The sequence below is a fragment of the Verrucomicrobiia bacterium genome (genome assembly GCA_036405135.1).
GTDB lineage: Bacteria > Verrucomicrobiota > Verrucomicrobiia > Limisphaerales > JAEYXS01 > JAEYXS01.
Map to the genome: position 1 here is coordinate 17,411 of DASWYF010000044.1, position 24,795 is coordinate 42,205.

Annotated in this window: 20 protein-coding genes; 9 read left to right on the top strand and 11 right to left on the bottom strand. The window is 54.3% G+C overall.

The annotated features are described in order from the left end of the window. Positions 1 to 8: 8 nt before the first annotated feature. From VGH19_20540 to VGH19_20590, 11 genes are read right to left on the bottom strand one after another with little or no spacing between them, the layout of a single operon-like run. The gene (locus VGH19_20540) at positions 9 to 1,847 is read right to left on the bottom strand and encodes a thiamine pyrophosphate-binding protein (GenBank protein ID HEY1173765.1); all 1,839 of its coding nucleotides are present in this window, start codon (positions 1,845 to 1,847) and stop codon (positions 9 to 11) included. Then, positions 1,844 to 2,899 carry an NAD(P)-dependent oxidoreductase gene (locus tag VGH19_20545; GenBank protein HEY1173766.1) on the bottom strand — a complete coding sequence of 352 codons (1,056 nt, stop codon included), beginning with the start codon at positions 2,897 to 2,899 and terminating at the stop codon, positions 1,844 to 1,846. The genes VGH19_20540 and VGH19_20545 overlap by 4 nt, the downstream gene beginning before the upstream one ends. Positions 2,900 to 2,902: 3 nt before the next feature. After that, entirely contained in the window at positions 2,903 to 3,928 is a 1,026-nt protein-coding gene (gene dmpG / locus VGH19_20550) for a 4-hydroxy-2-oxovalerate aldolase (GenBank protein ID HEY1173767.1), read from the bottom strand. A 3-nt stretch (positions 3,929 to 3,931) separates the two neighbouring features. Further along, entirely contained in the window at positions 3,932 to 4,801 is an 870-nt protein-coding gene (locus VGH19_20555) for an acetaldehyde dehydrogenase (acetylating) (GenBank protein HEY1173768.1), read from the bottom strand. Between the two features lie 19 nt (positions 4,802 to 4,820). Next, positions 4,821 to 5,858, bottom strand: coding sequence for an NAD-dependent epimerase/dehydratase family protein (locus VGH19_20560; GenBank protein ID HEY1173769.1), 1,038 nt, complete (start codon positions 5,856 to 5,858; stop codon positions 4,821 to 4,823). After that, positions 5,855 to 7,345, bottom strand: coding sequence for a lipopolysaccharide biosynthesis protein RfbH (rfbH, locus tag VGH19_20565; GenBank protein HEY1173770.1), 1,491 nt, complete (start codon positions 7,343 to 7,345; stop codon positions 5,855 to 5,857). Before rfbH ends, VGH19_20560 begins: the two co-directional genes overlap by 4 nt. A gap of 7 nt (positions 7,346 to 7,352) precedes the next feature. Continuing rightward, positions 7,353 to 8,477 (bottom strand): CDP-glucose 4,6-dehydratase, encoded by a 1,125-nt coding sequence (gene rfbG, locus VGH19_20570; GenBank protein HEY1173771.1) that lies wholly within the window; start codon positions 8,475 to 8,477, stop codon positions 7,353 to 7,355. Beyond that, positions 8,462 to 9,244 (bottom strand): glucose-1-phosphate cytidylyltransferase, encoded by a 783-nt coding sequence (gene rfbF / locus VGH19_20575; protein ID HEY1173772.1) that lies wholly within the window; start codon positions 9,242 to 9,244, stop codon positions 8,462 to 8,464. Before rfbF ends, rfbG begins: the two co-directional genes overlap by 16 nt. A gap of 6 nt (positions 9,245 to 9,250) precedes the next feature. After that, complete coding sequence (locus tag VGH19_20580) at positions 9,251 to 10,540, bottom strand: ABC transporter ATP-binding protein (protein ID HEY1173773.1); 1,290 nt, start codon at positions 10,538 to 10,540, stop codon at positions 9,251 to 9,253. A 3-nt stretch (positions 10,541 to 10,543) separates the two neighbouring features. Continuing rightward, the gene (locus VGH19_20585) at positions 10,544 to 11,395 is read right to left on the bottom strand and encodes an ABC transporter permease (protein HEY1173774.1); all 852 of its coding nucleotides are present in this window, start codon (positions 11,393 to 11,395) and stop codon (positions 10,544 to 10,546) included. A gap of 2 nt (positions 11,396 to 11,397) precedes the next feature. Then, a complete protein-coding gene (locus tag VGH19_20590; protein HEY1173775.1) occupies positions 11,398 to 11,895 on the bottom strand; it encodes a hypothetical protein in 498 nt (165 codons plus the stop codon). A 281-nt stretch (positions 11,896 to 12,176) separates the two neighbouring features. Between VGH19_20590 and VGH19_20595 the strand changes: the two genes are divergently transcribed. The 9 genes from VGH19_20595 to asnB all read left to right on the top strand — a co-directional run bounded on the left by VGH19_20595 (position 12,177) and on the right by asnB (position 24,795). Continuing rightward, a complete protein-coding gene (locus VGH19_20595; protein HEY1173776.1) occupies positions 12,177 to 13,397 on the top strand; it encodes a polysaccharide biosynthesis/export family protein in 1,221 nt (406 codons plus the stop codon). A 113-nt stretch (positions 13,398 to 13,510) separates the two neighbouring features. After that, positions 13,511 to 15,685, top strand: a complete 2,175-nt coding sequence (locus VGH19_20600; protein ID HEY1173777.1) for a polysaccharide biosynthesis tyrosine autokinase — start codon at positions 13,511 to 13,513, stop codon at positions 15,683 to 15,685. Between the two features lie 58 nt (positions 15,686 to 15,743). Then, positions 15,744 to 16,685: a glycosyltransferase gene (locus tag VGH19_20605; GenBank protein ID HEY1173778.1), complete on the top strand. Its 942-nt coding sequence runs from the start codon at positions 15,744 to 15,746 to the stop codon at positions 16,683 to 16,685. A gap of 60 nt (positions 16,686 to 16,745) precedes the next feature. Beyond that, entirely contained in the window at positions 16,746 to 17,873 is a 1,128-nt protein-coding gene (locus VGH19_20610; protein HEY1173779.1) for a glycosyltransferase, read from the top strand. Positions 17,874 to 17,894: 21 nt separating this feature from the next. Then, on the top strand, positions 17,895 to 19,346 hold the full coding sequence (locus VGH19_20615; protein HEY1173780.1) for an O-antigen ligase family protein: 1,452 nt from the start codon (positions 17,895 to 17,897) through the stop codon (positions 19,344 to 19,346). Between the two features lie 100 nt (positions 19,347 to 19,446). After that, a complete protein-coding gene (locus VGH19_20620) occupies positions 19,447 to 20,520 on the top strand; it encodes a glycosyltransferase family 2 protein (GenBank protein ID HEY1173781.1) in 1,074 nt (357 codons plus the stop codon). A gap of 6 nt (positions 20,521 to 20,526) precedes the next feature. Then, positions 20,527 to 21,630: a hypothetical protein gene (locus tag VGH19_20625; GenBank protein HEY1173782.1), complete on the top strand. Its 1,104-nt coding sequence runs from the start codon at positions 20,527 to 20,529 to the stop codon at positions 21,628 to 21,630. Continuing rightward, the gene (locus VGH19_20630) at positions 21,627 to 22,814 is read left to right on the top strand and encodes a glycosyltransferase (protein ID HEY1173783.1); all 1,188 of its coding nucleotides are present in this window, start codon (positions 21,627 to 21,629) and stop codon (positions 22,812 to 22,814) included. Before VGH19_20625 ends, VGH19_20630 begins: the two co-directional genes overlap by 4 nt. 67 nt (positions 22,815 to 22,881) lie before the next feature. Beyond that, on the top strand, positions 22,882 to 24,795 hold the full coding sequence (gene asnB / locus VGH19_20635) for an asparagine synthase (glutamine-hydrolyzing) (GenBank protein HEY1173784.1): 1,914 nt from the start codon (positions 22,882 to 22,884) through the stop codon (positions 24,793 to 24,795).

Below are 24,795 nucleotides of genomic sequence, written 5' to 3' on the forward strand. Positions count from 1 at the left end.
TAACCCGTTTAAGGTTGCAGCCCCAGTGATTTCGGATGGAGACCGGTGATCATCTCTTCGCGCAACACTTCACGAGGAAGCAAAGGAGAAAGATCTTCCAAAGGCGGTGAAACCAATGTCCCATCCTTTTGCACGGCAAGCGAAAGCTTGGGATGAAAATATTGTTCCGGATGCATGAAGACCTCGACGATGCACGGGCCTTGATGCGCTTGAACCTCGGGCAATACCTTGTCGAAATCTTCCCACGTACGGATCTGCCATGCAGGAAAGCCGAACACAGCCGCCAGCTTGCTGAAATCAGGGCAGCTCACACCGGATTTGCGGTCCGTGCCGGAATAACGGCCTTTGAGGATCGCCTTCTGCGTGTGCTTGATCATCAGGTAACCGTCGTTGTTGAAGATGAACAGTTTGATGGGCAACTGATGATGCGCCATGGTCTGCAATTCCTGCAGGTTCATCATTATGCCGCCATCGCAGTTGAGGCACATGACCTCACCGCGATTAAGTGCGAATGAAGCACCGATGGCACCGGGCAGGCCGAAGCCCATTTCGCCCAGACCTTGCGAAGTGAGCAACCGTTGCGGCGGCGTGATGGAAAGCGCCTGATGACCGCTGAGCAAGGCGGTGCCCATGTCCGTAACGATCACCTGGTCCGGTTTGAAGTGCGGACGCAGCTTGGCCATGAACGGATAGGAATTGATGAAGCCTTCCTTGTCTTCGTGTTCTGGCCCGATCCAAGGGAACTTCCGGCAGGTGTTCTGGCATCTTTGCACCCATTGTGTCTGCTCGGTTGTAGGAGCAGGTGGGTTGCTGGCGAGAACGGTTCGGATGAAATCGCCCGCATCAGCGCACACGTTGTGATTAAAGCGGCTCGGATACTTCTTGAGTTCCGTAGGATCGATATCAACGACCGTGATGGTCGAAGCGTCGCGGGCAAATTCAGAGATCTCGTAACCTACCTGCAAAATCGCCATGCGTGTGCCGATCGCGAGCACGTAATCGCTGTTCTGCAGAATAAGGTTGGCCGCACGCTGGCCATAAGCACCAGCACGCCCGACGATCAATGGATGTTCCGAGGGCAGCAGGTCAATGGCTGACCACGTGACCAACGCGGGAATGCCTAGCTGATCCACCATCTTGCGCACGTCTTCCACAGCATCTGCCATACGCACACCGACACCGAGCCAGAGCAGGGGACGTTTGGCGCTACGCAAAGCCGTGAGAGCCTTAGTCACTTCCTGTTGCAAGGCTGCTCCGGACAGTGTTGCCGGGGCTGACTTTTCTTCTGCTTCCGGTGTGAAGTGAGGGAGAGTATCCTCTTCCACCATGGCTCCCTGCACATTCATCGGAAAATCCACCCAACAAGGCCCAGGACGGCCAGTGGTGGCGTAGTGCCAGGCTTTCTCCAGTTCAAAAAGAACTTGTTGCGGGTCCATGACACGGCTCGCGTATTTGGTCATTTTGCTGACCGCGAACGGGCTGTCATAACCTTGGATGCCATACATGCGCAGATCATGATCCGGCGTGATATAACGGGCGTTTTCCTGACCGGAAAGGATCAGGCAGGGGATCGAGTCCGCCCAGGCAGAAAGCACGCCGGTGATGGCATTGCTGGAACCGGCACCTGCGGTCACAAGCGCGAAGGTGGGTTTGCCCGTGATTTTCCAATAAGTTTGCACCGCCATCGTGCAAGCCTGCTCATGATGGTTGCAGATCAGCTCGATGTTCGACTTGTTAAAGATGGAATCGAAAATGTGGGCATTGGCAGAGCCGATGATGCCGAAGGCATGAGTGATGCCTTTTTCATCAAAAAAACGGGCGATCAAATCGCTGACTTTAATTTTCATATCGATTGGATGTGGCGATTCCAGGTGATCGTGCGCTGAATGGCGTCAGCCAAGGGCACCGTCACAGTCACGGAAAGTTCTTTCTTGGCGCGTTCGACTGAGGGAACCAGCCGCGTACGGTCATGGCCCGCCTGTCCCAAACGGGTGCGGATCTCGGGTGGAGGTGAGAAATGGCGGGTGATCAAGTGGGCGAGTGAACCGAGGTCGATAGGTTCAGGGCTGCCAACATTATACACCTGGCGCAGACGTCCTAGGGCCAGCGCGGATAAGACCCAGAAAGCAAAATCGCTGGCGTACATGATACTGCGAATGGTAGCGCCATCGCCCATGATGCGAATGGGGCCGCCATTGAAGCTGTCCCGCATGAAATCCGTGACCGCCCAGGGCAATTGCAATGATTGATAAGGGCCGACAAACGCGAACGGACGCAAGGTGACGATAGGCAACTTGCTTTCACTCAAAGCGCATTGTGCGGCCACTTCAGCAAAACGTTTCGATTCGGCGTAAGCGACGTTCACATCGTCGCAACGCAAGGCACCGCTGTAGGTTTCATCGATGCAAGGCATGTCCCAAGGCTGGGAACCGTAGACCAAGCCGGAACTGAGGATGACGATCTTCTCCAAGTCCTCCTGGAGATTGGCAGCGCGCAGCAAACGCATGAGGCCAAGACCATTGGTTTCTGCGACGGCATTTGGCTGGGACGCGAGCAGACGACGGTCTGTCAGGGCGGCGGCGTGGATGATATAACGGACATCGCGCGGCAGTTCGGTGAAGTGACGGATATCGCCCTCAGTCAGCTTGAGCCACGATTGTTGTCCCAGCTGCGGCCAGCGGCTGGCGAGTGATTTGGCATTCCGGCTGAAGGCCGTGACCTTGATGCCGAAACTGTGCTTCTCATTCAGCACGTTAATCAGTTCCAGCAACCATGTGCCCAGGAAACCGGTGCCGCCCGTGATGAAGATGTGCTGGTTGCGCAGAGCTTGCAGATTCTGCGTGCGGCCTTCGATCACCGCTTCCGCGTCAGCCCGGACTAATGCGATTGCTGGGTTCATAGTTTACTTGGGCGCAATTTTCTTTTGGGCGAGTTCAGAGGCGACTTCCAGAATCAGATCTTCCTGGCCGCCGACCACTTTTCGCCGCCCTAATTCAAAGAAGACGTCACGTGGGTCGACACCTAATTGCGTGGCGGCGCGCTGAACAGGTTTCGCAAAGCCGGAGAACACGCCCGCCAAACCGCTGACGATGGTGATGGCGTTAGAATCGGGCAAAGAGCCAGCGAAGAGCTTTGCGGCGATCTCGGCGGCGTCGAGGGCCTTGTAGAGGTCCAGACGTACGGGATAGTCCTGCTGCTTAAGCACCGCGGCGAGAAGCTCCAGCGGAGCATTACCTGCACCCGCGCCGAAGCCTTTGGCGGTGCCATCGATGATGCGTGCGCCTGCTTCTAGGGCCGCAAGTGAGTTGGCGATGGACAGGCCCAGATTGTCGTGCGCGTGGAAACCCACGGGCACTTCCAGTTTCTCGACGAGCAAACCAACTTTCTCGGTCACCGCAGTGGGGAAGTATGCTCCGGCGGAATCCATGAGCACGATGCCTTGAGCCCCATAGCTCTGCATTTTCTTGGCTTCTTCAAGCAGCACATCGGCTGTGACCATGTGGCTCATCATGAGCACGCCCCATGTCTCGCGACCGACGGAGCGGACGTAGCTGATGTGACGCTGGGTGATGTCCGCTTCCGTGCAATGACAACCGATGCGGAACAAATCCACGCCGCAGTCCAAGGCATTGACGATCTCGCGCTTGATGGTGGCGAAACCGGGAATCACATGGACGCTGAGCTTGGTATTGTTGAGGCACGCTTTGGCTGCACGAAGCATGTCGCCTTCGGGGACGAGGCTTTCGCCTACTTGCAATGAAGAAGCTCCGAGGCCGTTGCCGTGGCCGACTTCGAGAAAGGAAAAACCGGCGGCTTCTGCGGCTGTCGCATAGGCGCGCACTTGCTCCAGCGTGATCTTGTGGCTGTAAGCATGGGAGCCATCACGCAGGGTGGCATCGCAGACTGTGATGTCGGGTTTGGCGGTCATGCGTCAGGAAAGTTTTCTTTGTGAGTACGCTTCGGCAAAAGCGATGGCAGCACAGTTGATGATATCCAGATTGCCTGCGTATTTCGGAAGATAATCGCCCAAACCATCCACCCTGACCATCGTTATCAAACGGTTTCCTTCGATGATCGGGTCGAGGATCAGTTGGTAACCGGGGACGTATTGACGGATCAATGCCACCATTTCCGAAACCTTCTGGCGCGTAGCGGCCAAGTCAGGCTTGGATATTTTCGCCATCACCGTGGTCTGCATATGCACGCACGGGCTGGCGGGATTAAGATTTAAGATGGCCTTGGTGTGATTGCAGGAGGAGAACATCTGTATGCCCGATTCGGTGGTCATCAGATATTCGTCCAGATTGATACGGGTGGCTGGACCGGCACTCCGTGAGGCGATGCTGGAGACGGTCTCGATATATTCCACGCTCTGGTTCGCACTGGCGATGGCGCAGGCGAGAGGGATCGAAGCCTGACCGCCACAGGTCACCATGTTCACATTCGGCTCGTTCAGACACTCGTTGAGATTCACGGCCGGAACGCACATGCGACCTACTTTGGCGGGAGTCAGATCGACGGCTACGATGCCTGCTTCCTGAAAGAGCGGTGCGTTTTTGTAATGATGTTCTGCGCTGGTGGCATCGAATACCAAGGCGATCTCTTTTTTGAGATCGAGGATGCTGTCGATGCCTTTGGCAGAGACAGGAACGTTCAGCATGCTGGCCTTGGTCATGCCGGGAGAGGAGAGGTTGCGACCGGCGAAGACGCGACATTCCAGCAGGGGAGAGCGCAGCACCTTCAACAGCAGGTCCGTGCCGATATTGCCGGTTCCTAAGATCGCGATGGGCAGTTTGGCCATACAGCTTGCTTGTTCAGCATCAATTCCGTTTTATCCATGCCACAGTCCGTTGCAGCGCATCATCCAGACTTGTTTCCGCATTCAAATGTAGTTGTGACCGGGCTTTGCCAGTGGCGGGCACGTAACGCTCCGGCAAGCTGCCAGCCCGAGGCTGGCCGGCGATGACGACCGGTGAACCGGGAGAGAACTGGTTTTGTATCTTTCGCGCCAGTTCACCGATGGAGAGATCGTTTTCCGCACCTACATTATACGCTTGGAAAGCCTCGCCACGAAACAGGATGGTCCAAAGCCAAATGGCAAGATCCGCTGCGTAGAGGTAAGAGCGCATCGGCGTGCCATCACCGAGGATATGGATTTTTTCACCCGCCAACGCGTTTCTCAAGAAGTTGCCGATGGCGTAGTGAGAATCCAAGGGCAGGTAAGGACCCACGAAAGCGAAACAGCGGGCTACTTTGACTTCGAAGCCATATTGCCGCCCATGAAGCACGCTCAAGTGTTCGGACAGGCGTTTGCCTTCTCCATAGGCGGAGAGGGCGTTCATGGTGTCAGGAGCGCCGGTATAGCTTTCGGGAACGTGGGTGAGGTCTTTGGGTTGTGGTCCATAGACTGCCCCGGAACTGGTCAGGAGAAATTTTTTAGCACCTGCATGGCGGGCAAATTCCAAAGCCCGTTGCGTGCCATCCACAATCGTTTCCAACATCAGCAAAGGCTGTTCAGCATTCAGCTTGGCACTGGCTTCGGTGGCCGCGTGGATGACGTGGGAGAAATTTCCGGCGGGAAATTCAAAGTCCCGAATATCTCCCGTGACAAAAGAGATCGCCGGATGGTTCAGCAGATGCGGAGCTTTGGCAGCCAGTGCCTGCGGATTGCGACTGAGCACTACGGCATGGGCGTCGAGCTTCAGGGTGTCATTCGCCCACGCAAAACTTTCCAATAACCAGCAGCCAAAGAAGCCGGTTCCTCCGGTGATGAAAATACGCTGGCCACGCAGCTCCTCCCACAACCCTTGGGTGTGGTGCATTACATGATCCAGATCTTTGGCCAGCGGGTTGCTCATTTACGGCTATGGCAGTAATCGCGAATGACTTTGACCATGTGATCCAGCATGGCCTTGGACAGGCCCGGGTAAGTGCCCAGGAAGATGGCTTGGTTCATGATCTGATCAGCACCGGGGAGTTCTCCGATGGTGCGGAAAGCACTGGGCCGGTCTTTCTTCAACTGCACGAAAACGGGCTGGCGAAGCAGATTGCCGCCAAAGAGCATGCGGTTGCCGATCTTTTGTGAATCGAGATGACGGCCTAATTCCGTGTGCGTGAAAGGCGCGCCGGGCTTGACGCGGATCATGAAGCCGAACCACGAGCAATCTGTGCGGCAGCCGGTGTTATCCCAAGTGAAACCTTGCGACGTCCAGCCGGTGGCGTGAGTAGGCAGCGAGAAATCGAAAAACTCTGACAAGTCCGCCAATCCAGCGCGGAGGTGTTCCCAATTCGTTTTGCGCGCCTCGACAAAGGCGGCGAGTTTCTTCAATTGCTGACGCCCGATGGCAGCCTGCGGGTCTAGCGGCTTCAAATTGTAGCCGAGGTGGCTGTAGATATATTTGTGGTCGTAGCCTTTGGGCAGTTCGCCGAGCTGCCAGTCGAAACGCTTGTTGCAGGTATTGTCTTTGCCGCTGGCGCACCAGCAGTCGCGACCCCAATCACGAAAGCTCTCGGCATAAGTTTTCAGAGGAGGACGGGAGACGATGTTCACGGCGCCACCTTCACCCATGGTGAGGTGGTGCGGGGGATAAAAAGATTGTGTCGAGATGTCACCCCAAGTGCCGGTGTAGCGGGTGATGTGCGTGCCGTTTTCCGGGATGCCGGGAGAATTGCTGGTGATGCCGAGAGCTTTGGCGCGTTCGATCGGCATGGAGTAGGTGCAGCCGAGGGCATCGCAATTATCCTCGATCAACCACAGATCATGTTTGCGGCAGAATTCGAGGACGGCACCGAGATCAAAAGGATTGCCCAAGGTGTGGGCCATCATGACCGCTTTCGTTTTGCCGGGGCTGTAGGCGCGTTCCAACTGATCCACCTGCGCGTTGCCCGTAGCCGGATCGTTATCCATGAACACGGGGATGGCACCGTATTGGACGATAGGAGCGACGGTGGTCGGGAATCCTGCGGCTACGGTAATGACTTCATCACCGGGCAGGATACGCTTATGCGGCGGTAGCTTGTGGCTGGTTAGAGCAGAAAATGCTACCAGATTCGCTGAAGAACCGGAGTTGACGAGCAGCGAGTGTTTGACGCCCAGATAAGAGGCGAGTTCTTTTTCAAAGGCTTCGCCTTCCGGTCCCAAGGTCAGCCAGAAATCCAACGTGCTGCCGACAGCGGCTTCCACTTCGTCTTCCGTGAAGACGCGGCCTGCGTAGGGGATGGTGGTTTTTCCGGGAGTGAACTCGTTGGCGTTTTCAGCGCCGGGACGGTTCGCGCGATGGACCATGGCGGAGTATTCGCGGGTGAGGCGTAATATCTCAGCTTTTAACTCAGCAGGGGTTGGCATGATGCGTTTAAGATTTGGCCCACTCGATCTGGCGCTCAGCGGCTTGCTGAGCGTAGTTTTGGATCTGGGCGAGAGTCAGTTCCCGGGCACTATTCGAGTTGTTAGATTCGGTGACGGTGCGATACCACTGGGCGGTACGGGCGACGGTTTCAGAGAAGTTCCACACCGGTTGCCAGCCCAACAGGCCATGCGCCTTGTCCGTGGTCAGATGCAGCAACTTGGCTTCGTGCGCGGCTTTGGGATCGCTCTTGTCCGTCCAGGTGCCGGGCCAATGCTTCAACAATTCTTCCACCAGTGATTTAACATTCTGGTTGGAGCTGTTGGTGGGGCCGAAATTAAAAGCGGAAGAATAGTATGAACCGTCGAAGCGGCCCAACTGCGGATTCGCCAGCAATGCGCCGAGCCACAGGTAACCGCTCAAAGGTTCCAGCACATGTTGCCAGGGACGCGTGGCCACTTTGTTGCGGACAGGGATGGCTTCACCCTTTTGCAGAGAACGGACGCAGTCAGGGATGATACGGTCCTTGGCCCAATCTCCACCACCGATGACATTCCCCGCGCGCGCGCTGGCGATCTTCACCGGATGATTGACGAAGAAAGAACGACGCCAAGAACTGATGGCCAGTTCAGCAGCAGCTTTGCTGGAGCTGTAGGGATCGAATCCACCCAAGGCATCTTCTTCGCGATAGCCATGGACCCATTCACGATTCTCGTAGCATTTATCCGTGGTGATGAAGACGGCGGCACAGGACTTGCCCAAGTGACGAAGCGATTCGAGCACATTGACAGTGCCCATCACATTCACTTCGTAGGTATCCACCGGGGCGTCATAGGAATAACGGACCAGTGGCTGTGCGGCTAAGTGGAACACGAAATCCGGCTGCGTTTCGAATATGGATTTCTTAACGGCAGCAGCATCGCGGATGTCGTTGATCTCGTTCTCCAACCGGCCAGCGAGTTGCAGCTGATTGAAGAGGGCAGGGCCCGCGTCAGGCGCGAGGGAGTAGCCATGCACAATAGCACCCTGTGACAACAGCCATTCAGCCATCCAGGAACCTTTGAATCCTGTATGGCCGGAGAGCCAGACTTTTTTACCGTTATAGATGGAGCCGAACATCACCAGGTTTTCCAAGGAGCTTTGCCGCTGTTCCAGAGAGAGTTCAGGTATTGGTTTTCTTGATAAGTATCCATCGGCTGCCAGAAGCCATCATGCTTGTAGCTGTTGAGCTGACGGTCTTTTACCAAATCTGCGATCGGCTGACGCTCCAGCATGACATTGGGATCGTCAGGCAGATACTTGAACACGTCGTGCTGGCAAACCATGAAGCCGCCATTGATATACGCGTCTTCCATCTGCGGTTTTTCCGCGAAGCTATGGATGCTGCCATCATCGGCGATCTGCATCGCACCGAAGCGTCCGGCAGGATGAACGGCGGTGATGGTCAGATGCTTGCCTGATTTCTGATGGCACTGGATCGAAGCATTGACATCGATGTTCGATACTCCGTCGCCGTACGTGAGGAGAAATGGTTCGCCGGGGGCGAGATATTTTTGAATCTGGCGCACGCGGAAAGCAGTCATGGACTCTTGGCCGGTATCAGCCAAGGTCACACTCCAGTCTTCTTCACCGTGGCGGTCGTGATATTGGATGGCCGGATTGCGTCCGAGCTGGAGGGTGACATCGCAGGTGTTCCAATGATAATTACGGAAATAGTCTTTGATCATGTCGCCTTTGTAGCCGAGGCAAAGGATGAACTCCTTGTGCCCTTGCACGGCGTAGGTCTTCATGATGTGCCAGAGGATCGGACGATTGCCGATGGGCACCATGGGCTTGGGGCGGTATTCCGTCTCTTCACGGAGACGGGTGCCTTTACCACCGCAGAGGATGACTACTTTCATATTTTCTTAGTGGCTCAAAACTTCGGTGGACCAGGCCATCTTAGGACGGATGGAACCGATCCAAGGGCCGGAATATTCTTTGCGCATCTCGCCGCTATCATGGGCGATGAAGCTCAGCACGTTCTCGGCCTTTGCCAGGATCTTGGAATTGTTATGCACGAGAAATGCGCTGATGCCGTAGCTGCATTCATTTAGGAAATTCGCCGGGATGACGCAGCGGGTGCGGTAAGTGCCGATGGGCAGATTCTTATTAGCCCAAACATCTTCAATGGTGTTCACCGAAGGCATGTTGCCGGTCGCGAGGATGCAAGAGCCGAGATTGTCCAGCAGGTGGATGCTGCAGGAAACAGCTTCATTGCCAGTCTGACAGACGTAGTCAATCTCCACGACTGTCTCGCTGCCGGTCTTCACTTCGCTGGTGATCTTTTCATCGCTGAGCAAACGTACGGCGGTGATTTTGGCGATGTGATTTCCTGGAGCTTTCTCCAAGTCTTTCCACTTCATTTCTCCTTCGCGATTACCGAGTCCGGAGATGTAATGCTCGATCGCTTTGGAAACGGTGCCGTCCATGGAGACTTGGCCTGCGCTCATCACGATGCCGCGCGTGCAAAGTTTGCTCAAGCTGGCTAGTTGATGAGAGACGAACAGGACCGTGCGGCCCTCGTTGTTAGCCACGTTCTGCATTTTTCCGAGGCACTTCTCCTGGAAACGCACATCACCTACTGCGAGCACTTCATCTACGATCAAGATTTCGGGATCAAGGTGAGCAGCCACTGCAAAGGCCAGACGCACATACATGCCGCTGGAGTAGCGTTTGACCGGAGTATCGAGGAACTTCTCGATCTCGGCGAATGCGACGATTTCATCGAACTTCTTTTTGATCTCAGCCTGGCTCATACCGAGAATGGCACCGTTCAGGAAAACATTCTCGCGTCCGGTAAGTTCGGGATGAAAACCGGTGCCGACTTCCAGCAAGCTGGCGATGCGACCGCGGAGGCGAATCTCGCCAGTGGTGGGTTCGGTGATCTGGCTGAGAATCTTCAGCAACGTGGATTTGCCAGCGCCATTGCGACCGATGATGCCGACGACTTCGCCGGGATTGATATCGAAAGAAACATCACGCAATGCCCAAAATTCGGCAGGAGAAGTTGAGGGTTGCCCATTTTGGGCTCCTGACCCGCCCAAGAATTTCTTGGCCGTATACGCCAGTCGGTCGCGTAGAGTGTCATGACGAATGGTTTCGCCGAGTTCGTAACGCTTGCCGATATTACGAACGCTGATGATTGGATGGCTCATTCGTTAAATAACGTCAGCAAAGGTTTTCTCCGTGGTGCGGAAGTAATAAGCACCCGTGATCAGCAGTAGTCCCACAACTGCCACGCTGGCAGTCATACCAGGCCAATACGGCTCAAATTGTTCACCCAGAATGCACCAACGGAAGCCTTCCACAGCGCCCACCATGGGATTGAGTGTGTAAGCAAGCATAAGCCATTTCTGGGGAATAAGGCTGATGCTGAAAAACACGGGCGTCACATAAAGGCCCATGCGGGTAAGGAAGGGGACTACGTGTTTCACATCCCTATATTTGACATTCAAAGCGCTCAGCCACATGCCGACGGCCATGGCTGCCATGGTGGTGTAGAGGAAAAAGAAAGGCAAAAGCAGCAAGCGCGGAGTAAGTGCTGTTTGATGATACAACATCAGCAAGAACAAGAGAACGAGGGAGATAAGAAAATCGATCATGCCACTCATGACCGCGCTTCCGGGAATGATAAGGCGGGGAAAATAGACCTTGGTGATCATGTTCTGCGAAGCGATCAAGGAATTGCTGCTTTCCGTCATGGCATTGGAGAAATATTGCCAAGGAAGCAAGGCGGCGAAGGTGAGTAAAACGTAAGGCACGCCATTACTGGGTAAATTGGCAAGACGTCCAAAGACGACTGCGCCAATTGCCACAGTCAGAAGGGGTTGCAACACGGCCCAAGCCACACCCAAAAGAGTCTGCTTATAACGGATAAGCACATTGCGCCATGCAAGTTGCCAGAATAATTCGCGATAGCGCCAGAGTTCCGCCATATCAATGGCGGCCAAACCGCTGCGGGGACGGATAACTCGCTCAATGGCGGAGGCGTTGGGGGAGGATGCGGGCATGCTCAGAGGAGGCGGTTGATCAACGGGTTGTCAATGAGGCCTGACAGTTGGCGTTGGAACTTTCGTGCGCGTTCCAGTCTTTCCGTGACGGTCTTCATGGCGGCGGACTCGTTTTCAGAACTGATGTCGGATGTCTGGGCCAAACTTTGCTTGGCGTGAGTTTCAACCTGCTCAAGATGTCGGCCTGCCGTGTGCAGTTTTTTTTGTAAAGTTTCCAAGAAGCCGTCGCGAAAGATTTTTCGAAAGTCAGTTTCGGCTTCGTAAAAGTCTCGGCGATCACCTTTTACCCAGACTTTATGCACTGCAGCCCAGCGTTCCATCTGGCGGATGGTGATGCTGATGCTGGCTTTGCTGACGCCGAGTTGTGCTGCAATCTCTTCCAGGCAAATGGGTTCGGGGCTGAGGTAGAGGAGGGCGTAAATCTGTCCTACGAGGCGACCAAGCCCGAAAGACTGGGTGGTGGAGCCGCCCGCTTCAATAAACTTGCTGCGGGTATGCATCCAGTCGGGCTGTTTACTGTCTGTCTGCCTGGGCATTCGTTTAGAAAATTCTAAACGTTGTGTATGGTTTGTGCTGGTTGAGTGTCAAGTACTTTGAGTGAAGATGCGCAGATAAGGGCGGGCTGATTTGGAACAAGACAGCTAAGATACAACACTGCTCAATTTTTGCAAATTTCTACTTTACAGGAAGAAGGGAGTTTAGTTCCTTATAGCGCGTGACTTATCACCGGCCTAATGGCTTGGTGGAAACTGGGTTGAGGAATTGAACGTTTTTATACGCCATGAAACTAAATTATCGCTACGCGCTTAGTTTGTTTGCCGGACTTGTTCTTGCGACAAACGTTACTGCGCAATCTCAAAATGCATCTGACAAGGTCGATGGATGGCGTAAGGCTCGCGAGGAGTATTTGAGCCAGTTGCGCGCCAAGGAGCAGGTGGGTGGACGTCTGGACGGTCTCCAGAAGGAGCTTGATCGCCTGTCTGATCGCCGCGTGTTTTTGGAGCGCGAGTCTACTTATGTCCGTTCCAAGTCTGATACTGCTGCCAAGCAGTTGCAGCTTGCCAATTCCAACCAGGTTGCCACGGAGATTGAGAAGTGGCAGAAGGAAGCCTCAGCTTGGGCTGAGCGTGTGAAGGCTGTGGAAACTGAGACAGCGCAAATCGATGCGCAGATCGAAGCTAAGTTGGGCGAGTTGCGCAAGCTGGCCTCTGAGGGTGGTTCCAAGGTTTTGACCACGGGTGAGCCGATCCAGATCTTTGTGGTGGAAGACGAGTCGTTCAACAGTGTTTATCAAATCCGTGAGGGTGGATACATTGTTCTTCCTCGTATCGGTCGCGTGCAGGTTGCTGGTAAGGACTTGCCGGACGCCGAGAAGACGATCAAGGAAGCTCTGGAAGCTTCGCAGTTGCGTCAGGCCACGGTGATGGTTGAGCGCACGGTTGAGACTTACTCGGCTGGTTCCGCGAACGTGGTGTATCTGGCTGGTGAATTCAAGCAGACTGGTCCTTTGTTGTTGCCTGCCGGTTATTCACCGACAATCACGACCATCTTCATCCGTTCGGGTGGTACAAAGGATTCCGGTGATTTGACCCGTGTGAAACTTCTCCGCCTTGCGGAAGGCAAGAGCTTGGTGGAAGAAGTCAATGTGCAAGCGATTTTGGATGGTGCTGGCTTGACGCCGGATGTGTCCGTGCAGCCGGGTGATATCGTGGTGGTGCCGGCCTTCGCCAACCGCGTGTATGTGACGGGTAACGTCAAGAGCGCTGGTATCGTGCAGTTGCCGATTGATGAGGAGTTGACGGCCTATGCGGCGATTCTCCGCAGTGGTGGTTTTGCCCGCTTCGCCAAGAAGAGTGGTGTGTATGTGCTTCGCAATGGTGGTAACGGTGAAAAATTCCGCATCCCTGTGAGCATCAAGAGTGTGCAATCTGGCAAACAACCTGATGTGGTGCTGCAAAGCAATGACATCATCGTGGTGCCCGAGAGCTTCTTTAGCTTCTAAGATGTCATCTTATTGACTCTCAATCCCCTGCGCTGCCCAGTGCAGGGGATTTTTGTTTGCAGATGCGGATTCTTGCTTTCCTTGCGGCTTTATTAGGTTAGAATACAACTGATATGTTACCCGGCGTAAAACAAGCCCCGATCAAGTTCGGTGATTTGATGGTCTATCTGACGGTTGTGATCAAACACATCCGGCTGATAGTGCTATTGATGGCTTTTTCCCTGCTCGCCGGCCTGACGTTGTATGTGTATTCCCGGCCAGTCTATTACGCGAAGACGTTGATTGAGCGCAAGGAATTGCCATTGCCGGTGACGACTCAGACTGTTTTCGGAGATAGTACCACTGATTCACTTTTCTATCAGTTCAGTTCTCCGCATCTGACGGAAAGGACGGCTGCCCGGTTTGGTATCAACATGCCATACAAGTATGTCTACCGGAAGCACATCAAGAAGGTTTCTTATAAAATTAATTCTCAAGGAAATGTGGAGATTGAGGTTTGGGCTTTTTCAAGGGATTTGGCGGAGTTTTGGACAGAGCGCATGCTCGAGGAGTATAATATTTACCGCCAGGAGCAACGCCAGAAGCGTCGTGAGATGGTGTTGAACGATTTTACCAAGGAGATGGCCAGCATCAGTAAAAAGATGGAGGAATGGGTTGCTACCAATTTCGCCTATCAGGACAGTAATAAAATGGCAGAAATCACCAGCCAGATGCGCGAGATGCAGGCCGTGCCCGTTGAATTGACCCGGGTTAACTATGTGATAGAGGAATTGCAGAGTTTGAAGGCGCGGCTGACCAAGCCGGATTTGAATGTGGTGGAGAAGCTGTCGATTTTGTCCGCAAACTCAGGTCTTTTGGACTTGAAGATTGGCGCCACCTTCGATGTGAGCGAAGGGTTGAAGCCCATCGGAGCTGGGGCTGATGCCAATGCCAAGACGCGTGAGTTTGTGATCATCCCCGCAATCAATGAAGCCAAGGGGCCGGTCACTTGGGATGAGGCAGAACGGAGATTCCGCTCCTTGAAGCAGGAGCGTGATCAATTGAGCCAGCGTTATCTTGCTGCCCATCCCAAGATGAAAGAGGTAGAGGAGAAACTAAAAAATGCCGAACAACAGTTGAAAGCCGAATTGGAGGGTGGCATTCAAAAAGTGGATGTCCGTTTGGCGGAGCTCAGCGCCCGTCAGGCCGACTTGAAGGCGAAAATGCCCGAGTATCTTGAAACAAAGAAGCAACAGGCGAAGGTTCAACTTGGTTTCGATCAATTAGCTGCGGGCCAACTGGCGTGGCGTGGGTTCTATGACAGTCTGGCAAAGGCGGTCAGCACGCTGGATTACGGTGAAAACAAGGAACGGATTTTTCTGAACTACGCAGGCATATTGGAGGAGCGCCTCTCAGTCCCTGCTTCTCCGAACCGTTTCAACCTTTTGCTTTATGCTTTCATACTTGGGCTTGGCCTCGCAGTCGGGGTGCCTTTCCTGATCGAGTACTTGGACCATACTATCGGCACGGTGGAAGTGGGTGAAGATTCCTTGAAACTCAGGGCTTTGGGTGTGGTGCCCCAGTTGAGCCAGCGCGGCGTGCAGGACAAGGCGCAGGGGGAATCTGAATTGGCGACGATGACGGAGAATTTCCGTGTCATCCGTACAAATCTTTTGTTCAATGGCGAGGCCGACAGTGATTCCAAAGTCATCATGGTCGCCAGTGCGATGCCGCAAGAAGGCAAGACTTATGTGGCTCGTAACATAGCAACCTCATTCGCCCGGAAAGGGGAACGTACGCTGCTGGTTGATGCGGACATCCGTCGCGGGACTGTGCATCAAGCGTTCAAAGTCGCATCCACCCCTGGTCTCGCAGAAATCATCATGGACAAGAATGATGCTGCCAGTGCCATTCGCAAGACAGACATACCTAACTTGGATGTAATCCCGCGTGGCAAGTTCAGCGAAGAAGTCACGGACCGTTTTGGCAGTGAAAAGGTACATAATTTCATCGAGAGTTTGCGCGAGAAATATGACCGCGTGATCATCGATACTCCGCCAGTGCTGGGTCTTGCCGAGACATCCTCCTTGCTTTCTTCAGTGGATGGTGTGGTTTTTGTGATCTGGAGCGGGCGCACTCCTTTGCGCAATGTCCGGATCGCGATTGAGACGTTGCGCAGCAACGGTGCCCAGTTCTATGGCTTTGTTTTGAACCGGTTGGATCTCACGGCCACTTCCAATTATTATTATTACTACTACTACTCTCATAACTACTATGAGAGCTATCATCCAGCAGAGCGCGCAAGTTGAGTTGCATCCGGCTTTTGGTCTGTTGACGCACTGGTAATCAATAGCAATCCACCCCTCCTTGAACCTGTCCAATTCCGCAGTTTCCGATCAAGGCGTTTCGGTGGTCATACCGGCCTATAATTATGCGCACTTTCTGGCGCAAGCGATAGATTCCGCATTGGACCAGACGCACTCGAATGTAGAAGTCATCGTGATTGATGATGGTTCGATCGATAACACACCGGAGGTGGCGGCGAAATACGGGGATCGCATCCGTTATATAAGGAAGAAGAATGGCGGACTGCCAGCAGCCAGAAACACTGGCATCCGGGCAGCAAGCCATGGGCTGATAGGGTTTTTAGATGCGGATGACATCTGGAAACCGGATTTTCTGGCTAAAGCACTGTCTTATTTTTCCAGCCCTGAAAATTTCGGTCTCGTCGCCTCCCAGGCAGTATATGTGGACGAGAAGGGGACGCCTTTCGAATTGAAGTCCTTGGCCTATCATGTGCATGGCCGTTTGGACCATCGAGATATCCTGCTGAAGACCCGTTTTTCCCCTTCGGCGGTGGTGGCCAGGAAAAGTGTGCTGGAGGAATCGGGTTTGTTTGACGAGACCCTGCGCAGTTCTGAAGACCGTGACATGTGGATACGAATGGCGGCAAGAAAGCCTGCGTATCTCATCCCGGAACGCCTGGTATTGATCCGGCGTCATCGAAACAGCATGAGCCGCAACGCCGAACGGATGAAGCTGAACATCTTCACGGTGTTGAACAAGGCGAGAGATATGGAGCTGGTGTCCCGGTCGGACTGGATGTTCTGGCTCAAGGCAAGTTCGTTCGCCTACTTTCAATCGGCATGGATGTACTTTGAACAAGGGAATCGGCTTGTTGCTTTGAAGGAACTCGCCGTATCCTGCCTGTTGTGGCCGTTCTATGGGGATCCAAACCGGTTAAATGAACCGGCACTGTTCCGTTTGCGCAGCGGCAGGCAGTTCCTGTTCGCACGTCCGCGGTTTTGACATCGGTCCCCGGCGTATTTTTGAATCGAGCCCAGACAGCATATCGCCAGAGTGGCACCTGTGAAAAAGAAGATCCAAGTTTTACATGTCGTTCTATCCCTTGATCCCGGGGGGATGGAGAATGGCGTGGTGAACTTGGTGAACGGTTTGCGGACGGAGGATCTGGAGATAAAAGTCTGTTGCATCACGCGGGCGGGAGCATTTGCCGCGCGTTTACCGGCTGACAAGCAGCCGGTGGTGCTGAACAAGCCGCCCGGGTTTTCAAAGAAAACGGTGAATGATCTGCGTGAGGTCATTCGCGCCACCGGTCCGGCTATCCTTCATACCCACAATCACGGCACGCTTATCTACACGGTTTTGGGGCGGCCTTTCGGAGGAAAATGGCCGATCTTGCATGGTGAACATGCTGAATTCACCAAGGTTGACCTGACTTTGAAGCGGCGATTGCAACGGTGGGCGTTCTTCCAACGCGTTGACCGGCTGGTTCCCGTATCCGTGAGCTTGGGCGAGCATCTTGTTTTTCATGGTGCGCCAAAAGAGAAAATCTATGCGATAAATAACGGTGTCGATGCGACGAAATATTCCCCGGGTGATTCTCCTGCTGCCAAACGCGCATTGGGCCTGCCTGAAAATGCCTTGATCATCGGCATGGTCGGACGGTTTGGAGCTTTCAAAAGGCATGAGATGCTGGTGAACGCCTTTAACAACTTGAAACTGAGCGGGGAACAGCCGCACCTGCTGCTGGTAGGCGGTGGTGGACCGGAAGAGACGCGGGTACGTCAGGTTGCTTCAAACAGTCCGGTGAAGGAGCGGATACATCTCGCTGGTTATCAGTCTGACCCCAGCCAGCACTATCGGGCCATGGACCTGCTGGTGGTGCCATCTTTGAAGGAAGGGATGTCGAACGCCGCGCTGGAAGCGATGGCCACGGGCGTTCCGGTTCTCTGCCACACTTCTTGTGGTCATGCGGACATCCTAACTGATGGTCAGAACGGCTTTGTGCGAGGAATGGAATCCGACACCCAGTTGACCGGGATTCTGAGCGATGTAATGGCCGATCGCAATTTGCTGAAGCGGGCCGGTCTGGCGGGGCGGGATTATGTGGTGCAACACCTCTCCCTTGAGCGGATGAGAGAACGCTATGCCGGGCTTTATCGGGAGACGGCGAGAAAATGGGGATTGGCATAGTTCTCAGCCAGGCTGAACTGCATGGATTTTATCGCCGTCATACTTTTCATCATACTCTATCACATTCGTCCGCACGAATGGATCGGAGCAGCGGCGGCCTTGCGTCCGGCGATGGTGACCATGCTGATGGCCCTGTATGGGACGTTCACCCGAGAGAATGGTTTCAGCCTCGCGCTTCTGCTTAAAACGCCACATGACTGGTTGATGCTGGCGTATTTTGGCTGGATCGTCGTAACGGCCCCCTCACCAGTGGAGACATTCAAATCCAGCTACAGCCTCTTTCTTTATTATTACGTCATCGTGCTGGCGCTCTCCAGCGTGGAACGAATCCGGAAGTTTCTGGCCTGCTGGGCCATCATGGTCGTCGTAGTGGCGTGTCTTGCGGTGGCCAGTGAGTTCGGTTTCGATCCGATGCACGGCCAGGATATGACACAAGGAATGATGAAGGGCCGCCTGATCCTGAATGTGTCAATTTTTCAGAATCCGAACGCATTGGGGCACAGCATGGTTCCGGCTTTTGGCATGCTTTATTTCCTCTATTTTTGGAAACGGTTCTTTGCAGTAAAGCTCAGCATGTTGCCCATGGTGGCCATGCTGGCGTGGTGTTTGTTCCTTACGGTTTCCAAGGGGGCATTTTTGTCTGCGTTCGCAACTGCTCTCGCGGGCTATTCCTTCCGGCGTCCGCTGATAGTGAAAGTACTGATTGGGGTGGTATCGATCACGGTAGGATGGGCGGCTCTAAAATCTCTTCCTCGGATGCAAGAGCTGGATCGTCCTTCTGCGGAGGGCGGTATTCAAGGGCGCGTGTGGGTGTTCCGTTGGGGATTGCACACATTTTTCAATACCTCCAACGGTGTCGGTTGGGAGCACTTCGCTGAAGGCTTTGCCCGTCATTCGGGGTTTCCGAAGGCTCCGCATAGTTCTTATGTGGCCGTCGGGGCTGAATTGGGAAAACCGGGATTGTGTCTGTTCATCGCCATCATCTACGCCTGTTTTGCCACTTTGGTCCGGGCCAAGACGGAGGATGATGAGGTGGAGAGGATTCGCCGCGTTCTATTCGTGATGGTGGTTGCGTATGTGGTTTCTTCCTGGATGGTTGGATGGTCTTCGCGAGCCTCCTTTTTCGTCATGATCGCCGTAGTCGGAGCCTATCAAAGACAGTTGCTCGGATTGAATGAGAAACTCCCATCGGTGGAGGCACCAGCACGGGTGCGCCGCCGGGTGAAACCGGCATCCGAACCGGTGGTTGAGACTAATGCACCTTCTATGCCTCCGGCAGTGCCCATACGCCGCCGGCACCGCAGGCAATTGCCTCCCGCCGCGACTGCGCCGGTTGACAAGGCGCAAACGCCTGCCCCCAAACCGGAACCGGGCATCAAATGGAATTCCTTCAGTTGGAAAGATTATGTGATGGTTGGCATTTGTACTTACGCGGTGGTGCGCATCTGGTCTTACGCGATCTCCACCATGTAAGTAACGCGATACATCGGTCGTGCTTGACTTGGCTACAACGCTGTTTTTCTGGACGTCGGTTTTCCTGCTCGGATTTGCCTTTGCAGGGTATCCGGCGCTCATGATTTTTTGGGCATCGAGGCGCCCGGCACCGCCGGTTGGCACCCCGGATACCAAGCCGAAGATATCTTTCGTTTTAGTGGTGGCGGATGAGCAGGAGCGGATCGTGCAACGGGTCGCCAATTTGCTGAACGCAGTTTATCCCGCGGAAGCGATGGAAGCGGTGGTGGTGACGGATGGCTCCAAAGATTCAACCGTGGCCCGCTTACGGGAACTGATGCTGACGGATACGCGCATCAAACTGGTCGAACTGCCGGAACGCAAAGGCAAGGCCAATGGGTTGAATGAAGCAGTTCAGACGGCTACTGGGGAACTGCTGGTGTTTGCTGATGCGCGACAGCGTTTTGCCGAAGATACGGTTTCGCGGTTGATTCAGGCTTTCGGTGAAAAAGAGACGGGGGCTGTCAGCGGACGTCTGGTGGTGGCGGGTGAAGCCTCGGCGGTGGGGCAGGGGGTAAGCAGCTATTGGAGCATCGAGACGCGTTTGCGTGCCGCGGAATCGGTCCTTGATTCCTGCATCGGCTGCACGGGTGCAGTGTATGCGATGCGCCGTGATTTGTATCAGCCCATTCCGCCGGACACGCTGCTGGATGATGTGGTCATACCTATGCAGGTCGTGATGCAAGGATATCGCGTTCGTTATCTGCCAGAAGCCGTGGCTTATGATCCTCAGGATCTTTCGCCGGAACGTGAGCGCATCCGCAAACGGCGCACTTTGGCGGGAAATTTCCAGATGTTGTTCCGCCATCCGGACTGGCTTTTACCATGGAAAAACCGGACATGGTTCCAGCTCATCGCGCACAAGTATCTGCGTCTGGCCGGCCCGCTATTGTTGCTGCTGATATTGGTGAGCAGCTTCATGCTGAGTGATCATGTCTTCTATGCGTTTTGTTTTTGGGTGCAACTATCCCTCTACACGCTGGCCGTCATCGGGCTGAGTGTGCCAAAAGTGGCGACCAAGGCCGTCTCACTCCCGGCGGGATTTGTTTTTCTCAATTGGACGATAGTGCTCGGACTCCTGCATTATCTGCGTTCTCCCAAGTCCGGGGCCTGGGAAATGGTGAAGCCGAAATAAACGTCCATGCGTGCCATGAATCTATGGCTGCCAGCTTATTTGCGGCAGCGCCCGTGGAAACCTCCTGAGGGAAAGATGGTGGATGTGATGATCGCTGTATGTGATCATTTCGAGCCGTTTCATGCCACGGACAAGAAAGGGGCGATGGAGCGGATGCGCCTGTGGAATGAAGCGTATCCCAAGCTCATCTCCCAGTTCCGTGATGCGGATGGCCAGCATCCCCGGCACAGTTTTTTTTACCCCATCGAGCAATATGACCGCGATGTGCTTTGCTCGTTGCAGGAACTGGTGCAGGCCAGCGGTGGTGAAGTGGAGCTGCATCTGCACCACAAGGATGACACGGAGGCGGGTTTGAGAGAAGCCTTGGCGCGGGGCAAGGATGATTTCGTGAAGTTTGGATTCCTTTCTCGTGATGCGACGGGAAAACTTGTTTACGCCTTCGTGCATGGAAACTGGGCCTTGGACAATTCCCATCCTCAAGGCAGGAATTGCGGCGTCAGCAACGAGCTTTCTATTTTGCAGGATACGGGCTGTTACGCGGATTTTACCATGCCTTCTGCGCCTGATGCGACGCAGACGCGCATCATCAACCAGATTTATTACGCCGAGGACACGCCAGCACCGAAATCTCATGATCATGGTGTGCGGGTGAAAGCCGGAAGTGCTGGCGGAGGTCAGGGACGTCTGTTGCTGGTGCAAGGACCTTTGGGGTTGAACTGGGAACGGCGTAAGTTCGGCATCCTTCCGCGACTGGAGAATTCAGACCTGACGGGAGCCAATGCCGCACGGATGGATCGTATGCGTGTATGGACACGCATGGGCATCAGTGTGGAAGGGCGCCCTGAATGGTTGTTCATCAAACTCCATTCGCATGGAGCGGTGCCACGCAATTCCAGCATGTTGCTCGGCGAGCCGATGCGACGTTTCCATGAGGACCTTCTGTCGCAATGGAATGATGGCAAACGCTTCCGCGTGCATTATGTCTCTGCGCGGGAGATGGTGAACATCATCCACGCGGCAGAGAATGGGCATTCCGGTGATCCGGGGCAGTATCGGGACTATCGTTATCGTCTGGTGACGCCGAAATTTTCCAAGGCTGCTTCAGCGTGAAGATACTGTTCATATCCAATCTGTTTCCTGATCGTCAGGAGCCTAACCGGGGCGTGGTGAACGCACGGTTGCTGCGGCATATGGCGAAGGAGGCGGAGGTGCGGGTGATCTCGCCGAGACCGTCTTTGAGCGGATGGTGGAAAAAAGATTCGGGACGAACGGCGTTGGCCGAAGATGTGCAGTTTGCGCCCCTTTATCCGTGGGTGCCCTATGTGCCCAAAGTGGGCAGCAAGTTCAATGACAGGCTTTATGCGGGGCGGTTGAGATCATGTATTTCAGAAGTCCGCCAGACTTATAAGTTTGATGCGGTTTTGTGTTCGTGGCTTTACCCGGATGCATGCGCGGTATCACATCTGGCCGGTGAGATGGGCTTCTCCTACGCTGCTGTGGCCCAAGGCAGCGATGTTCATCAATATATCAGCATGCCCAGCCGGCGGACGCGGATCGTGAAGGCGGTGAACCGCTCGGTTCGCACTATTGCGCGAAGCCAGGAACTGGCGCGATTACTGCTTGAGGCAGGAGCGATAAAAGAAAAGCTGCAGGTGATCTATAACGGCGTTGAAGGAGACATCTTCAAACCGGGTGATCGTAGTGAGGCCAGACGCATATTGGGACTGCCTGAGTCCGGCAAACTTATCCTCTACGTGGGCAATCTGCTGCCGGTTAAGAATCCTGGCTTGGCTTTAGCGGGTTTGCAGCGGTTGCATTCCATTTCTGCACCATCCGAAGGCCCTTCTCTGCTGATGGTGGGGCAGGGGACATTGGAATCTTCGTTGAAATCCAAAGCGGTCGAACTGGGCTTGGGTGATCGGGTGATCTGGGCCGGCAGCCAGCCGCCCCGGCAGGTGGCCTTGTATCTGCAAGCGGCGGATGTGCTCTGTCTGCCGAGTGATAATGAAGGACTGCCCAATGTGATGCTGGAAGCATTTGCAAGCGGTCTTCCTGTGGTGGCGACACAGGTAGGTGGCATACCGGAAGTGTTGAACCGGCCAGAACTGGGGCGGCTGGTTCCACCCCGTGACGCCGAGGCGATGGCAAATGCGCTCCGGCAGATTTTATCGTCGCCGCAAGATGCAGAATTCATTGGAAAAATTGGGGCAGGCTTTAGTTGGCGGCAGACAGCGGATGCTTATCTGGGTGTATTTGAAAACATGAAAGAGGGGGGGGTGGATGGGAGGAGATAAGTCGTTAAAATGTGAAGTTATTTTGACCTAGGTAAATATAAAGTGTATTTTTGACTACGAATTTTTGATGTGCGCAATCTGCGGAATAATCAATTTTAGTGACCCTTCCGGGCAGCCAGAAATGGTGGAACGGATGCGAGATGTAATGGTCAATCGCGGACCTGAGCATGGAGGCTTGCAGGTTTTGCCTCATGCCGGGTTGGGGCATCGCCGTTTGCGGATCATTGACCTTTCGGCGTGCGGCAACCAGCCAATGCCGAATGAAGACGAGACTGTATGGGTCGTTTTCAATGGAGAGATTTATAATTTTCAGGAGCTGAAGCAGGAACTGCTGCAAAAGGGGCATAAGTTTCGTTCCAAGAGCGACACGGAAGTGATCGTCCATGGTTACGAAGAATGGGGGACTGCGGTCTTTGGGAAGATAGACGGCATGTTCGCGATCGGCCTTTGGGATGTCAAAACCAAGAAGCTGGTTCTGGCACGCGACCGGTTTGGCAAGAAACCGCTTTTTTACCGGCATCAAGGGCCGGTTGTTCAGTTCGCATCGGATGTGAAGGCCATTTGGGAAGCGGCTGGCCGTCAGTTGAGCGTGGACCCGCTGGCAGTGGATTGTTATCTTCATCATTTGGGAGTACCGCAGCAGCATGCGATATATCAGGGTATCGCGAAAGTTTTGCCGGGGCATTGGATGGAGTTCACGGCTGAAGGCACGCGAGGTGAATGTTATTGGAAGCCGCGTTTTTTGCCCAAACTGGCGTTGGGAGAGCAGGAACTGATCGAGGCTGTGGATGGCTTGCTCAAAGCGGCAGTACGGCGGCGCCTGGTGAGCGATGTGCCTTTGGGGGCGTTTTTAAGTGGCGGTGTGGATTCGAGCTTGGTGGTGGCGCTGATGGCGCAGGAGCTGGGCAGCAAGTGCCGGACATTCTCCATCGGCTTTGGTGAAGCGGATTTTTCGGAGTTCGAGTACTCACGGCAGGTAGTGCAGAGGTATGGCACCAGTCATGAGGAGATCGTGCTCAAACCGGATATTTTGGAAGATCTCACTTCACTGGTCTGGGAGTACGGTGAACCTTTCGCAGATTCCTCGGCCTTGCCGACATACTATGTGTCCAAGGCCGCCAAGCAGCATGTCACCGTGGCTCTGACAGGAGATGGCGGGGATGAGATATTTGGCGGGTATGACATCTCCAAAGTGGCGTACTACGCGGCGTATTACAATCTGATGATGCCGGAAGGATTGCGGTCCAGCGTGGAGAACTGGCTTTTCAGCGATTCAAAAGCGGTGAAGAGAAACCGGTTGCTGCATCAGTTCAAGACCTTGGCGGTCCGCGCCAATGACGATCCTCAGATCCGCCACAGTTACTCGATGGCGTTCAATCCTTCTGAGCGCGCCGCGCTCTACCATCCTGAATTCATGACGCGTGTGGGCGGTCATCGGCAGCATCACATCTTTGAAGCGTATCAGGATGACATGAAAGATCTGCACCTGATCGACCAGTATTTCCTGGCGACTCTGGTTTCGCGCCTGCCGAATGATTATTTGGTGAAGACGGATGTGGCCTCGATGAAGAACGCTTTGGAATTGCGTTGTCCGTTCCTGGATACGCAACTGGCGGAGTTCTCCAACCGCATTGATCCGTTGGTGAAGGTGAAAGGCGGGCAACAAAAGTATCTGCTTAAAAAAGTGGCCGAGAGGTATCTGCCAAAAGAGATCCTTTACCGTCAGAAGAAGGGGTTTGCCCTGCCGCTTGTGCATTGGCTCCGTACAGATTATCTGCCGTTGCTGAAACAGATGCTGCCGGATGGCTGGCTGGTGAAGAATAGGTGGTTCCGCCGCGAGGCATTGGTGGCTTATATCGAGGAACATGCTTCCGGCGCGATGGACCATACGCACCGTCTTTGGTCGGCGTTGTGGCTTGAGCTGTGGTGCCGCATGTTTATCGAAGGTTCGCTGAAACCGGGCGACAGTTTGCGCGGTTGA